Consider the following 13625-nt stretch of genomic DNA (forward strand, 5'->3'; position numbering starts at 1 on the left):
AGATCGACAAAACTCCTGACGTGAACTCGATAAAATCGAGAACCGGGAATGCTTCTCATGTGGGGTATCATTATCTTTATTTGTTGTTTTCGATCCGTATGTGTTAGCCCTCTCCTATCGTGGCATATATAAAGTCTATTATCATTGACGTCTTCCTACGCAGCACTTGATCTTATTCCTGATTTGGTGGGTCTGTTTCGAGCCGATGGGAGATATGAATTTTTCAATGAAGCTTGGCGAGAGCGCGCCGGGATCTATGCGGAGCATTTCCTGTCATCCCGGTGGATCGAGTGCCTTCATGAGGCAGACCGGCATGTCGTTCATGAGCTGTTCGCGAAATCCTTTGCTTCTCGCAATGCGTATGATCTCGACATTCGCCTGGTAGAAAATACAGGCGCGCGCCGCTGGTATCGTCTGCGGTTGCAGCCGGCACCGGAAAGCGCCTGCGAAACGGACCTTTGGCTTTGTATCCTGAGGGATATTCACCAACGCAAACAACGTGAAATCGACATGGAGCGCAGACTGACGGCCCAGTCGAGCATGCTGGACGCTACCCGGGACTGCATCAAACTGATCTCGACCGATGGCACGCTGATGCACATGAACAAGGCAGGTTGTGCCGCTTTGAGCGTTAACGAAGCTTCAGGTTTCGGTATGAAGTGGCTGTCTCTTCTGCCGGAAGATATTCATGAGGCTGGTGAAGAGGCACTTCGGATTGCAGCGAGTGGTCAATCGTCGCGTTTCCCCGGCATGAGCGCAGCCCCGGGGGAAAATGTGCGTCACTGGGACAATATGCTGACCCCGTTGCTCAACAGGCGGGGGGAGACCGAGACTATACTATGCGTTTCGCGTGACGTGACGTCTCAGTGGGAAAATGAGCGCCGCATCGAACTTCTCCTGCAGGAACTCAATCATCGGTCGAAAAATATGCTTTCCGTCGTGCAGGCTCTGATCCGTCGCAGCGTTCCCGATCCGCAGGCGGATTTCGTCGTCGCACTTGAGCAGCGTCTCGTGTCCATCGCCCGAAGTCAGGATATGCTTGTAAATGGCGAGTGGGTCGGCATGACCGTTTGCGAACTGGTTCGGTCCCAGACAACCATCGTTGGCGACGTGCACGAAAAGCGCATTATTGTCAGGGGGGACCCTGGTCTTCGTTTGCGTGCGAATGCGGCTGGAATGCTAGGACTGGCCCTTCATGAACTGGCTACGAACGCTCTCAAATATGGTGCGCTTTCCAATGATCGCGGCGTGGTCACTATTTCATGGACGCTCATGGATGGCGCAGGAACGGGTTGTCCGCAGTTCTGCTTGCGTTGGGTTGAGTCGGGCGGTCCGGAAGTGTCGTCCCCGCGTCATCGTGGTTTCGGAACCGCCATTATCGGACGCAATCCGCTCTCCCGTCATGGTGTGAATGTCACACATGCATTCGAACGAAGCGGTGTACGTTGGGAAGTGAGCGCACCTGTCGCAGATATTTTGGCGATTACTGTACCGCAGGCATCTGTGGAGACAACAGGCATCCGAGCGGAACAGCCGCTTGCAGACTCAGTATTGGGTTCCTCGTCCGTGCTCCTTTGAGACTGCGCCCGCGCGCTAGCGAATTAAAACGCGGATAGATATTGTCCGTGTATGGCACTTATTGGCGTCTGTACCGAATATGGCCTTCATAGTCTGATCTGGCTGGTCGATAATCCCGAACCCGTCCTAAAGTTTCGGCCACGCCCGCAACCATGGTTCGAGTGAGAGCCGTGGTATCCTTAAAGGGTTGATACGCGGATAAAAAGCCTGACGCATGCGTGGCCGCTGGTGAGACGTCGCGACAAATTCTTGCTTATGTGTCTGAGGACACCAGTCCGCGGAGCCAGGTTTCGCAGCGGCCAAGTTGCTCCAGTGTGACAAATTCGTCTGCTTTGTGGGCGTGGAGGATCGATCCGGGTCCGCAGACTAACGTCTCGATTCCGGCTTTCTGGAAAAGCCCTGCCTCTGTGCCGTAAGAAACACATCCGCCATGCATCTTTCCCAGCGAAGAAACAATGGGTATCAGGGCGTCGCAGCGCAGTGTCCGCATGGCGGGAACGTGGGCGCGTCGATGGAGAACAACATCGGCGTTGCGATCCTCCCGTCGCATATCAGGCAATATTGTCTCCGATATGTAGGTTCTGATGGCGGTTTCGACCGCTTCATCATCGTGGGTGGGTAAAGTCCGGAAAGCAAAAGTGAAAACACAGCTTTCAGGGACGGTATTGGTTGCGACCCCGCCCTGAATGGTGCCGACGACGAGCGTGCTGAAAGGAGGATCGAAGGCGAGATCCTGTTTCTCCTCGGAGCGCATGTTCTCGGCGATTTTCTGAAGAAACATGATAAGTCTGGTCGCATAATGGATAGCGTTCACTCCGTGATCGGGGTCGGCGGAATGACAGGCCTTACCCTGCACATGGCATTCGAACACCCGTGACGCTTTGTGGGATACGACGGGCATCATGTCGGTCGGTTCGCCGACGATGCAGGCGCGCGGACGATAGCCCCGCGCGACCAGGTCGGAGATCATCGAAGGGGCGCCAAGACAGCCCAGTTCTTCGTCGTAGGACAGGGCATAGTGCACAGGGCGAGAGGGGGGCCTTGCTGCAAACGTCTCGGCCAGGGCGATAGCGACACCAAGAAATCCCTTCATGTCACACGCGCCCCGTCCGTAGAGACGGTCCTGACGGATATCCATCGCGAAAGGATCGGATGACCAGTCCTGTCCGTCCACCGGCACGACATCCGTATGACCCGAGAGGATCAGACCATCCTTGTGACAGCCTGACCGGCCGGGCAATGTCGCGAAAAGATTGGCTTTGGTCCCGGCCACATTCGTGGTGAGACATACGTCCAAGCCTAATCCCGTGAAATGTTCGGAAACCTCGTCTATGAGCGCCATATTCGAGTCGGAAGAGATGCTATGGTGCGCAATCAGGCGTTCGATCCACCCGAGTGAGCTTTCTGTTGGCCTGTCCGCCATATCTTCCCGGTCTTTCCAACAGAAAAGGCATGCCGTCATGGCATGCCTCAATATATCGCGGATCGGAAAAATCAGAAATTGGCGCTGATCGATCCGAAGAACATGCGCGGCGCGCCGACCAGAAAAGACTGGTAGGCGAGCGCGCCGGTGGCAATGTTCGTCGGGTTGCCGTTCTCACCCATCGTCGCGATGTAATGCGTGTTTTGCAGGTTGGCGACGCTGAACGAAAGCGTCAGATCCTTGGCGGGTTTCAGATTGTCATGGATTACAGGCAATTTGCTGAGATTATACTGAATGCCAAGGTTCGAAAGCCAGTAAGACGGCACCTTGACGTCGCCTGTATAGCTGAAATTCCGGCGGCTGTTGTAGCTGGCATCGATATAGGCGGTCAGGCCTTTCCAGTCATAGGATAGACGGGTTTTGTACATGTAGCGCGGATAGTTGACGATCTGCGCGCCCTTGAGATGATAGATGGTGCCAGCTTCGGTGATGTTGTTGTCATAGGTTGCGTGATCGTAGCTGAGACTGTTCGTGAACATCAGGTTGCGGATCGGCATGATGGTCAGGGCCGCGTCCACGCCGTTCATGGTGACACCGCCGACGTTGGCCACGGTTGAGATCGGGTTGACCGAGGAGCCGGATGTCACCTGTTGCAGACGATTGTTGAAATTGGTGCGATAGCCGTAAAGTGACAGGCCGACGCGCTCGCTGGAATAACGATAGCCGACGGCATAAGTCCAGTCCGTTTCGGGCCTGAAAGAGGACTGGCCCGCCTCGAAAGCCGTCTGCGTCACCGCGAAAGGCGAGGCGCATAACTTGTAGCCACATTGCGCGTAGGTGTGGACGTTCTCCGAAATATCGAAGAACAGCTCATGATGCTGGAGAAAATGCCAGTCGGCGCTGATATGCGGCAGGAACGCCTTCGCTGTGGTCAGGCCGACGCCGCTCGCAAGTTGGGTTCCCGCGCCGTAATAGTCTGGATTGGCATAACCATTCCCCACGCGCGTTGTGCTCAGGACAGATTTGAAACCGAAATGCAGCGCGAGATGCTCGATCGGATGGTACGTGTCCTGAACGAAGGCCGTGAAGGTATTGGTGTTATAATCCTGATTGAAGATCTCGGCGAACGGATGCTTCCAGTAATTCAGCGGATTCGGCAAAGCCGACGTCATTTTTCCATCGACGATATTGGGCATTTCAAAGTCGTACTGGGGAGAGCGGAAATTATTGTTCTCATACCAGACGCCGCCGCCAAGCTGATTATTCTCGGTATCGTAATGGATGCGTGACAGGATGCCGAAACGCTGAATGGCGGGGGCTTTTCTCAGCTCCGAAAGAGGAGAACCGTTCGGAGAGGGGTAATAAGGCGTGGTCCATGTCGACTGGTTGGTCTCGCCATGTCCGTAAGCCGTCGTATCCCACAGGAGGTGATCCGTGAGTTGCAGATGAGCGCGCAGACCACCCATATAATCCTCACTGTTGAGGGTCGCGTCGTAATAGGCAGAGTCCTCGGGGTCTTCCAGGCCCGCAAACGAGGGTTGGAAAATACCGTTGGCGGCGTCGATGGCCGTCTGGAGGCCGCTCTGCTTGCCATTATAGTAGTTCGTGACGTTATAGCCGACTTTCCTGATGACTTCGGGAGAAGCGTCCGGCGTCGAGAACTGGTGTTCGTCCGCCCAGTCGAAATAGGCCGACAAGAAACTTTCCGCACCGAGAGGCTGGATGAGCTTCGCATTGACCTGCTGGACGAACTGGTCTCCGGTCCCTTTCCAGATCTGGCCGTCCTGGCGGCTGTAGGAGGTATAGAAGCGCGTGCCGGTCCGGTTCAGGTCGCCGCTGTCGAAGCGCAGGAACGTGTGGTAGTTCGCGTAACTTCCAAAGCCCTGGCTGATCGTGCCCCCCAGTTTGTGCAGCGGGTCGCGCGAGACGTAGGCCAGCGATCCGCCGAGATTGCTCGTCGAGGCGACATCTTCGGCGCCCGCCGATTGTGAGACGTCGATCCGCGCGACGTTTTCAGATGAAATCGCGAGGAGTGTGTTCAGGCCGTTATAATTTCGCAACGACTGCTCGCCGAGCGGCATGCCGTCGAGCGTAAAGCCGATCTCCTGCTGTTGAAAACCATGCATGAAGAGCTGCTGCGACCAGATGTCGATGCCCTGTGGTTCGGCCGACTGGAACATGACGCCGGGAAGTTGCGAAAGCACTTTCAGCGGATTGGTGCCGGCAGGTGCTTGCGATAACAGTTTCTGACTGACCGTCACCAGCGCGCCATGCGTGATGTGAGCCGCTTTGACGTCGAAGGTTTCAGACGTCGAGCTCAGGTAAAACGCGGGCTTTTTTTCCGGTAGCGGAGTTTTGGCGGTCACGGCTGTTTTTTTTGTTTCGGTCGGCGGTGTGGACCGATGCTTGACGGTCCGCGCCTTCACGGGGGTTGCAGTCTGCGCGGAAGCGAGGCCCGTGCCAATCGAAATAAGCATTGTGGAGAACAGACACAATTTCGACAGGGGTATCATCCGCATGTTTATCCACCCAATAGGCAATGCGCAGGCTGCTTGAGCCTCGCTGTGATGAGACAGTGCCATTTCCTCAAATCTGCCGTAACGGCGTCGCTGCTCGTTTCGAGCCTAAAATGTCTATACGAGTATAGTCAACGGGATTCGTATCGAAACAGAAATTAAGAGAGTCTGGATGTCGCACGTACGACCAGGACGTACGCCAGACCTGTCAGAGACAGACCAAAAATCCACGATAGATCCGCACCACCGAAGAATTGCGCGATCGGACCTTCATAGAGCTCATTTGAGAGAAAAGGGATCTGCACCAGAAGGCCGAAAACATAGGCGAGCAGGGCGGGAACATTAAAGCGGCCATACACGCCGCCATCAGCCGCGAAAAACGAGGGGATGTCGTAGCTGCCGTGACGCAGGATATAATAATCCACCAGATTGATCGCCGACCATGGGACCATGATCGCCATCAGCAGTTCAAGAAAGCCAGCATAGGCTGAGTCGAACTGCGAGGCCATGGCCATCGCCACGAAGAGGGACGCGGCGAGCAGCCCTGTCGTCAGGCCGATTCGCCAGCCGCGCCCGAAATGTTTCCAGGGGATGATTGTCTGGAAAACGGTAATCGATGACAGGGCGCCGCAATAGAGGTTCATCGCATTGGCGACGATAATGCCGAGCGAGAGAACGCCGAGAACGGGCGCGCCCCATCCGCCGAAGGCGCGTGTGAGGACGGCCGTCACCTCCGCGCCCGTGACGATCCCCACGAGCATGGCGATGAAGGAGCCCAGAACGCATCCCCAGTAGGTGGAATGAAAGGCCTGACGTTCTCCAGACCGACTGCTCGGCAGATAGCGCGAGTAGTCGGAAACATAGGGGGCGTAGGCGATCTGCCATAAAGCGGCGATCGACATCGCGCCCAGGAATCCCGGGATCGTATCGTGGCCCCCGGTGATCCACCATGTCGCCGTATGCGGAACATTCATGAATGCGACGGCGAGGCACGCAAACACCGCGCCACCACATAGAACGGCCGCGATACGCGTCGCATTGTGAATCGCGCGATAGCCGAACACCGCGGGTATGAGAGACAGCAGGGAGACGACGATCATGCCCGGTGTGCCGTCGAGGCCTGGGATGATCGACGATAACCCCTGACCGCCCAGAACAAGGTTGGATGCCGAAAAGCCGAGGAACATGACGACAATCAGCGCCGTCATGGGGGCCGCTCCCAGCATGCCGAACTGCGCGCGGGACTGGACCATCTGCGGGATGCCGAGATGCGGGCCCTGCGCCGCATGGAGGGCCATGAAGAGACCGCCGACGAGATTGCCCACGAGGGCGGCGGCGAGAGCCGTAAGAGGCGTCAGATGAAACGTGCCGCGCATGACGCCGCCTGTCGTGACGGTAAGCATGGTCATGTTGGCGCCAAACCACAGTCCGAAAAGATCCCTGGCCGTTCCGTGACGCTCGGACGTCGGGACCGGGTAGATGGTCTGGAACTCCACACCCGTATCAGCCGGGGCGTCGGTCATGGTCGGGTGTGCGGTCATAATCACCTGCGTTAGACATTCGGGAAAAATCGGGACGCTACGCTCAGTGCGCGGCAGCGGCCATAAAAGTCCGGATACGACCGGGATTCGTTTTGTGCAGCAGAAGGGCGGGCGATCCGCTTTCGAGGATATGACCATCGGCGCAGAAATGAACCGTCGTCGCAATGCTTTTTACGAGGCGCATGTCATGCGTGACGATCAGCATGGTCATGCCCTCCGCCGAAAGGTCGCGCATCACGCTCTGGACTTCCTGGACCAGTCCCGGGTCCAGCGCGCTCGTCGGTTCGTCGAACAGGATGAGCGCGGGTGACATGGCCAGCGCGCGTGCGATCGCCACGCGCTGCTTCTGGCCGCCCGAAAGCTGATCGGGATAGAATTCCGCACGATCGAGCATGCCGACGCGCGCGAGGCAGGTGCGCGCGCGTTCGCGCGCTTCGTCCTTGTGGCGACGCAGGACGACGATCTGACCTTCCATGACGTTTTCGATGACCGTCCGGTGCGAAAACAGATTGAAGTGCTGAAAGACCATCGGCATACGCGCGCGAGCGGCCTGCAGGGCGCGTTCCGGAGCGGTATGGAAAACATTCCCGTCTTCGGAGCACAGGCGCTCGCCAAAAAAGGTGATTTCTCCCGCTTCCGGTTTTTCGAGAAAGTTGATGCAGCGCAGGATGGTGGACTTTCCGGCCCCGCTCGGCCCGATCAGGCATGCGATTTCGCCCTGGTGGACGGAAAGATCGACGCTCTTGAGAACCGGGTTACCGGCATAGGACTTGCGGAGTTGCCGCACCGAGAGAACGGGCGTGGAGGACGGGGCGGAAAAGGCGTTCAACGCGCGCCCTCCTTGTCCATGGTCAGCGGTATCGTGATGGTGCCGCGCCTGTTGGACGGCGTCAGGCGGATTTCAATCTGGCGGATGATCCGCGCGCTGACGAAGCTCATCACGAAATAGATGATCGCGACCATGATATAGGTGTTCATGCTGTCGAACGTGTCGGAAATGACGATCGTTGCGTGCCGCAGGAGTTCGTTGACCGAAATGAACGAGACCAGCGAACAGTCCTTGAGCAGGGCAACGAAATAGCCGCCGAGCGTGGGGAGGCAAGCCAGCCCGGCCTGTGGAATCACCACGCGCCGGTACACGGCGACAGGCGACATGCCCAGCGATATCGCGGCGGCCTTCTGTCCCGGATCGACGGCCGAGATGGCGGCGCGGAATACTTCGGAAAGATAGGCCGCGAGATTGAGCGTCAGACCCGCGATTCCCGCCCAGAACGCACTCAGGACGATCCCGGCCTCCGGCAGCGAGAAATAGATCAGCAGCAGTTGTACGATCAGCGGTGTATCGCGGATGATCTCCACGAAGACGTCGAGCGGCAGGCGGAGGACACGTCGGGGTGAGAGGCGACCGATCGCAAGGAAAAAGCCAAGAAGCGTGCCGAGAATCATGGAGATCAGCGAAAGTTCGATCGTGACCAGCGCGCCTTTGAGGAGGAACGGCAGGTGTTCGGGTACTTCGAGAAAAAAGAAATTATACATGCGGTACGCTCAACCCTGTTCGCCTGTTCGGGCGCGGCCCCCGGGCGTCGTGGAGGACGTCTTGAGGAGGTGATCCTGTTGCGGTTCCCATACGCCGTAACGTTTGAGGATCGTTCTGATGGTGCCATCTTTTCGCATGCTGTCCAGAGCGGTATCGATGGAGGCCAGCAGATCAGGACAATGCTCCGGCACGACGACGCCCTCGCTGCCGAGGCGGTAGGGCGCGGCGGCCTCGGCGGCGACCCACCGGGGCTTGGGCGTGTAGAAAAGCGGGCTGCCGACCGTGCGCAGGCCTTTGAAATGCGTCTGCTGGGCGTGGAGCGTGCCCTGATCGACGACGACCGCATCGACCTGACCGTTATGCAGCGCCAGGAAAGGATCGCCGAACGTGTCGTAATCGGCGACGCTGGCGGCGATGCCGCGTTCGACCAGACCGTGAGCCGTCGCCGAATCGTTGGTGCCCAGAACCGAGCCGATCGTCCTGCCCTTCAGATCGGCGAGCGTGTGGATCGGCGAATTCTCGGGAACGATCACATAGTCGTACAGCATGAAATAGGGCGACGAGAACAGCACATGCCCCATCACGCGGCGTTCCTGCGTGATGTTGACGTCCGACAGAACGATGTCCCATCGGCCCGCCTTGAGGCCAGGAACCATGGTGGACCACTCGGTAATCATGAATTCCGAGCGCGGAAGTCCCATGCGGCGCGTCAGTTCATGCAGGAGATCGGCGTCGATGCCGTGATAGACGCCGTCGCGATCCTGCCAGAGCGACGGGTGCGCGCCGAGTAGTCCGTTGCCCACGCGCATGACGCCTGCCGCGCGGATGTCATCCAGGCAACCGGCCAGGGCAGCGCCGGGCAGGAGGCAGATCGAGAGCGCAAGCGCGCAGAGGAGCCACCGCAATTTCACGCCGGAGCAGGATACAGGAGAGGAAAATCGTCCCCGACGAGCGGGTCGCCGTCGTGCAGGGAGAGGTGGGAAAAAGGCGGTGATCCCTTGCCGCCCCGGTCGGCGAAGGTGGTTTCGTCCCCGACGAGCCGCGCGGAAAACACACGTCGGCGATCGATGGCCCCGACGGTCGCGGCAGCGCCATGCACGGTTCCGAAGTCGAATGCGACGGCGTCTCCGGGCGCCATGTCCCAGGCGAGAATCCGATAGTTTTCGCGGGCGGCGTCGATGTCCGGCATCGGCGTGCTCTCGTCCCCGGCATAGAGGGGCGTGCCGTCGAAGCGCATGGGCTTGTGGTCCCGCCCCCATCGATGGGAGCCCGCGACGCATTCCAGCGCATTGGCGGCCGGCACGGGATCGAGGGGAATCCAGAAACTGACCGTCTTCGGTCCACGAGCGCAGTAATAGGGGCGATCCTGGTGCCAGGGCGTCACCAGAGATGTACCGGGTTCCTTGACCAGAACATGATCGTGAAAAAACCGAACCTCGCGCGCGCCCATGAGTTGGGCGGCGAGCGAGCCGATGCCGGAACGTTCTATAAAGGTGCGGAATTCCGGGATGCGTTGCCAGTTGCACAGATCCTGAAAGAACGGGGCTGACCCTTGAGGCTGGTAGGAGCGTTCCAGAGGACTCGGATCCGCCATGAGGCGCTCGATTCCGGCGCGCAGGGTATCGGCCCAGGGCGAGAAGGCGCCGCGAAGCACGGCGGCGCCATCGTTGCGGAAGGCGTTGATCTGTGAGTCCGAGAGAGGCGTTGGTGCGGGCGATGACATCGTCCGTGAAACTCCTGCATGGCCGCGGAAGCACTGAGCCTATGTTGTCTGTACAAGAATGGTCAATCCTATTTCGAAACGAGGAGGCCGTTTTTGTCCGATCGGCGCTTATGGCGTTGCAGAAGCGAAAAACGTTTCGATAACGCTCGACCTCCGCATGGGCTTATGCTTGTATATACGTGACTGAACAGGAGAGCCGGTCATGTTGTCCGAACCCCCGTCTTTTGGTACGCCACTCGCCTGCCGCCCGGAAATCGCGCGGTTGCCGCCTTATAATGCGGGGCTGGGCACCGACGCCGTCAAGGCACGATACGGGGTTGCGTCCGTGGTGAAGCTGGGGAGCAACGAAAATCCGTACGGTCCGCCTCCGAGCGTCAGGGATGCCCTGTCCGATCTCGTGAGCCACGTCGCCCTCTATCCCGAAGCCGATCGGCCACTACGCAGCCTGATTGCCGGGGGACTCGGCGAAGCCGAATCGCGCATCGTACTGGGCAATGGTTCCGAACAGATCATCCGCATGATTCCCGAAGCCTATGTCTCGCCGGGTGATCGGATCGTGACGGTCATTCCTTCTTTCGGCCTGCATATTCTGGACGCCGAGGCGATGGGCGGGCTCGTCGAGGCCGTGCCGGTCACCGATTCCTGCGAATTCGACCTGCCCGCGATGATCGAGGCTGTCTCAAAGCCGCTCAGGATGCTGATTTTCTCCAATCCGTCCAATCCGGTCGGCTGCACGATGGGGGAAAGCGATCTGCGCGCGCTTATCGCGGCCTGCCCGCCGGATTGCCTGATCGTCGTGGACGAAGCCTATCGCGAATATGCCGAGCTTGATCCGTCCTATCCGCAGGCGCGAGAGATCCTGCGCGCGCAGAGTCGGCCATGGATCGTCCTGCGGACGTTCTCCAAGGCCTACGGCCTGGCAGGACTGCGCATCGGCTATGCCGTGACGTCGTCCGACGAGATCGCCCGAACGCTGGGAGTCGTGCGCGACCCGTTCAATACGAACATCGCCGCCCAGTTGGCCGCGATCGGGGCCTTGAAAGGCGCGGACCATGTGCGCCGAAGCGTCGAGCGCACGGCGCTCGATCGGGAGTTCCTGCGCGCGGAACTTGAGACTCTGGGGCTCGAGGTCGCGCCGTCGCTCGGCAATTTCCTCTTTTTTCGTTCTCCCGTGCCGTCTGGTGAGTTGGCCGAGCTGCTGCTGCGTCAGGGCGTGATCGTCAAGCCGTGGAAAGAGAGCGGCTATACGGACCGGGTGCGCGTGAGTATTGGCCTTCCCGAAGAAAACGCGCGCTTCCTTGCGGTTCTCTCCAACGTCCTCAAAACTGTGGCCGTCCCAGAAACCGTGGAGGCCTGACAGACATCATGAGCGCGGAGAGGATCGAAGCCGCCATTGCGGAACTGGCGGCGCATTTTGGCGATCGCCTGTCACGCAATATGTCCGTGCGCGAGTCGCACGCGCATGGAGAGGGCTATCATGAGCAGCATTTCCCGCATGCCGTGGTCTTTGTCGAAAGCACGGAAGACGTTTCCGCCGCTCTGAAGATCTGCGACGCCCATCATGCGCCGGTCATAGCCTTTGGCGGCGGCACGTCTCTCGAAGGGCAGCTGAACGCCATCGAGGGTGGGATTTCGCTCGATCTGTCGCGCATGACGGCCGTGCTCGAAGTCAATGCGGGCGATCTCGACTGCCGCGTTCAGGCGGGCGTCACGCGGCAGGAGCTGAACGTTTATCTGCGGGACGAAGGGCTGTTCTTTCCGGTCGATCCCGGCGGCGAGGCCACGATCGGCGGGATGTGCGCGACGCGTGCGTCGGGTACCGGCGCCGTGCGATACGGCACGATCCGCGAGAACGTGCTGGGGCTGACGGTCGTGCTGGCGGACGGGCGCGTCATGCGGGTCGGGCGTCGGGTGCGTAAATCGGCGATGGGCTACGATCTGACCCATCTCATGATCGGCTCCGAAGGCACGCTCGGCATCATTACCGAAATCCAGTTGCGGCTTCACGGCATCCCCGAAACGACGGCGGCGGCCGTCTGTCAGTTCGAGACGCTGGCGGATTGCGTGGAAACGGCGGTTCAGGTCATGCAGATGGGCGTGCCGATCGGCCGCATGGAACTGCTTGACGACGTGCAGATGGATGCGTGCATCGCATACTCGAAACTCGAGGGCTATCGCGCGGTGCCGACGATGTTCTTCGAATTCGCGGGCGGACCGGCCTCTGTGCGGGAGCAGATCGAGACCGTCGAGGCGATCGTCGCCGAGAATGGCGGTTCGGCGTTTCGCTGGAGCACGCAGCCCGAGGAGCGGGCCGCGCTGTGGAAGGCGCGACATGCGGTGTACTGGGCCTGTCTCGCTTACCGGCCCGGCTATACCGGCATTTCGACGGACGCCATCGTGCCGATCTCGGCCCTGACGGAGATGATTCTCGGCGCCCGGAGCGATATCGAGGCCTCGGGGATCACCGCGCCGATCGTCGGGCATATCGGCGACGGCAATTTCCATACGGTGATGCTCGTGCCTCCCGGCCCGGATGGCATCGCGAAAGCCCATGACCTCGATCGCAGACTGATCGCGCGCGCGCTCTCCCTTGGTGGATCAGCGAGCGGAGAGCATGGCGTCGGACTGGCCAAGATGGAATTCATGGCCGATGAGCATGACGCCGTTTCGCTCGATGTCATGCGCGCCATCAAGGCGACGCTCGATCCGAACGCCATTCTCAATCCCGGCAAAATGCTGCCGCCCGTCACGACATGACGATCGCGGTTTCGCTCGTCGCGTCGTTTCCATCGCGTCCCTGGCGCAACGGGAGAGGCATGACGCGTGAAATCGCGGCCGGTGAGGGATGGCGGGTCAGTCTCGCGGATATCGACGCCGACGGAGAGTTCTCCACCTTCCCCGGACTGAAGCGCAGTCTCGCGCTCGCCTCGGCCGGGCGGCTTACCTTGACGGGCCTGTCGCCAGCTGCCGTTACGCTTGAGGCGCGCGGCGATATCGTTCGTTTCGACGGGAGCGAGACCGTCTCGGCCTGCTGTCACGGCCAGTCTCTCCGGGCCTTCAACCTGATGGCCCGCGCCGGGATACGGGCCGGGCTTGCGCTTCATGACCGCGCTTTCGCCCTGCCCGCCGGGGCGCGGTTCGTTCTGCTGCCGCTTGCGGGCGTCTGGTCTGTCGAGGGCGCATCCCGCAGCGTCTCTCCCGATTGGATCGCCATGGGGGGCGGTGACGGGCGATCTCTTTTTCTCCGTCCGGATGGCCATGCTTCGGCCTGTCTGGCGGCTTGCGTTTTTCAGACAACCTGATTTCC

Annotated in this window: 11 protein-coding genes and 1 pseudogene; 5 read left to right on the top strand and 7 right to left on the bottom strand. The window is 59.7% G+C overall.

The features are described 5' to 3' along the window. Positions 1 to 144: 144 nt before the first annotated feature. Together PWM43_RS15435 and PWM43_RS10325 are read left to right on the top strand one after the other, a co-directional pair. A pseudogene (locus tag PWM43_RS15435) lies at positions 145 to 492 on the top strand (PAS domain-containing protein); the annotation flags it as partial. 18 nt (positions 493 to 510) lie between these two features. Beyond that, positions 511 to 1578 carry a sensor histidine kinase gene (locus PWM43_RS10325; protein WP_289842421.1) on the top strand — a complete coding sequence of 356 codons (1068 nt, stop codon included), beginning with the start codon at positions 511 to 513 and terminating at the stop codon, positions 1576 to 1578. 253 nt (positions 1579 to 1831) lie between these two features. Here the strand turns inward: PWM43_RS10325 and argE are convergent, their stop codons facing one another. From argE to PWM43_RS10360, 7 genes are all read right to left on the bottom strand, one after another. Beyond that, positions 1832 to 3040 (bottom strand): acetylornithine deacetylase, encoded by a 1209-nt coding sequence (gene argE / locus PWM43_RS10330; RefSeq protein ID WP_317134987.1) that lies wholly within the window; start codon positions 3038 to 3040, stop codon positions 1832 to 1834. 32 nt (positions 3041 to 3072) lie between these two features. Then, positions 3073 to 5367, bottom strand: a complete 2295-nt coding sequence (locus tag PWM43_RS10335) for a TonB-dependent receptor (protein WP_289842423.1) — start codon at positions 5365 to 5367, stop codon at positions 3073 to 3075. 308 nt (positions 5368 to 5675) lie between these two features. Continuing rightward, complete coding sequence (locus PWM43_RS10340; protein ID WP_289842424.1) at positions 5676 to 7040, bottom strand: purine-cytosine permease family protein; 1365 nt, start codon at positions 7038 to 7040, stop codon at positions 5676 to 5678. A 61-nt stretch (positions 7041 to 7101) separates the two neighbouring features. Further along, positions 7102 to 7887 (bottom strand): amino acid ABC transporter ATP-binding protein, encoded by a 786-nt coding sequence (locus tag PWM43_RS10345; protein WP_289842425.1) that lies wholly within the window; start codon positions 7885 to 7887, stop codon positions 7102 to 7104. Beyond that, positions 7884 to 8594: an amino acid ABC transporter permease gene (locus tag PWM43_RS10350; RefSeq protein ID WP_289842426.1), complete on the bottom strand. Its 711-nt coding sequence runs from the start codon at positions 8592 to 8594 to the stop codon at positions 7884 to 7886. Before PWM43_RS10350 ends, PWM43_RS10345 begins: the two co-directional genes overlap by 4 nt. 9 nt (positions 8595 to 8603) lie before the next feature. After that, on the bottom strand, positions 8604 to 9500 hold the full coding sequence (locus PWM43_RS10355; RefSeq protein WP_289842427.1) for a substrate-binding periplasmic protein: 897 nt from the start codon (positions 9498 to 9500) through the stop codon (positions 8604 to 8606). A 2-nt stretch (positions 9501 to 9502) separates the two neighbouring features. After that, positions 9503 to 10318, bottom strand: a complete 816-nt coding sequence (locus tag PWM43_RS10360) for a phytanoyl-CoA dioxygenase family protein (protein ID WP_289842428.1) — start codon at positions 10316 to 10318, stop codon at positions 9503 to 9505. A 202-nt stretch (positions 10319 to 10520) separates the two neighbouring features. Between PWM43_RS10360 and PWM43_RS10365 the strand changes: the two genes are divergently transcribed. Genes PWM43_RS10365 through PWM43_RS10375 form a run of 3 tightly spaced genes read left to right on the top strand, consistent with a single transcriptional unit; the run spans position 10521 to position 13620 of the window. Then, positions 10521 to 11675, top strand: coding sequence for an aminotransferase class I/II-fold pyridoxal phosphate-dependent enzyme (locus tag PWM43_RS10365; RefSeq protein WP_289842429.1), 1155 nt, complete (start codon positions 10521 to 10523; stop codon positions 11673 to 11675). 8 nt (positions 11676 to 11683) lie between these two features. Beyond that, complete coding sequence (locus PWM43_RS10370) at positions 11684 to 13075, top strand: FAD-binding oxidoreductase (protein ID WP_289842430.1); 1392 nt, start codon at positions 11684 to 11686, stop codon at positions 13073 to 13075. Further along, entirely contained in the window at positions 13072 to 13620 is a 549-nt protein-coding gene (locus PWM43_RS10375) for a HutD/Ves family protein (protein WP_289842431.1), read from the top strand. Before PWM43_RS10370 ends, PWM43_RS10375 begins: the two co-directional genes overlap by 4 nt. Positions 13621 to 13625 lie beyond the last annotated feature (5 nt).

It is taken from the genome of Brytella acorum (assembly GCF_029309905.1).
GTDB lineage: Bacteria > Pseudomonadota > Alphaproteobacteria > Acetobacterales > Acetobacteraceae > Brytella > Brytella acorum.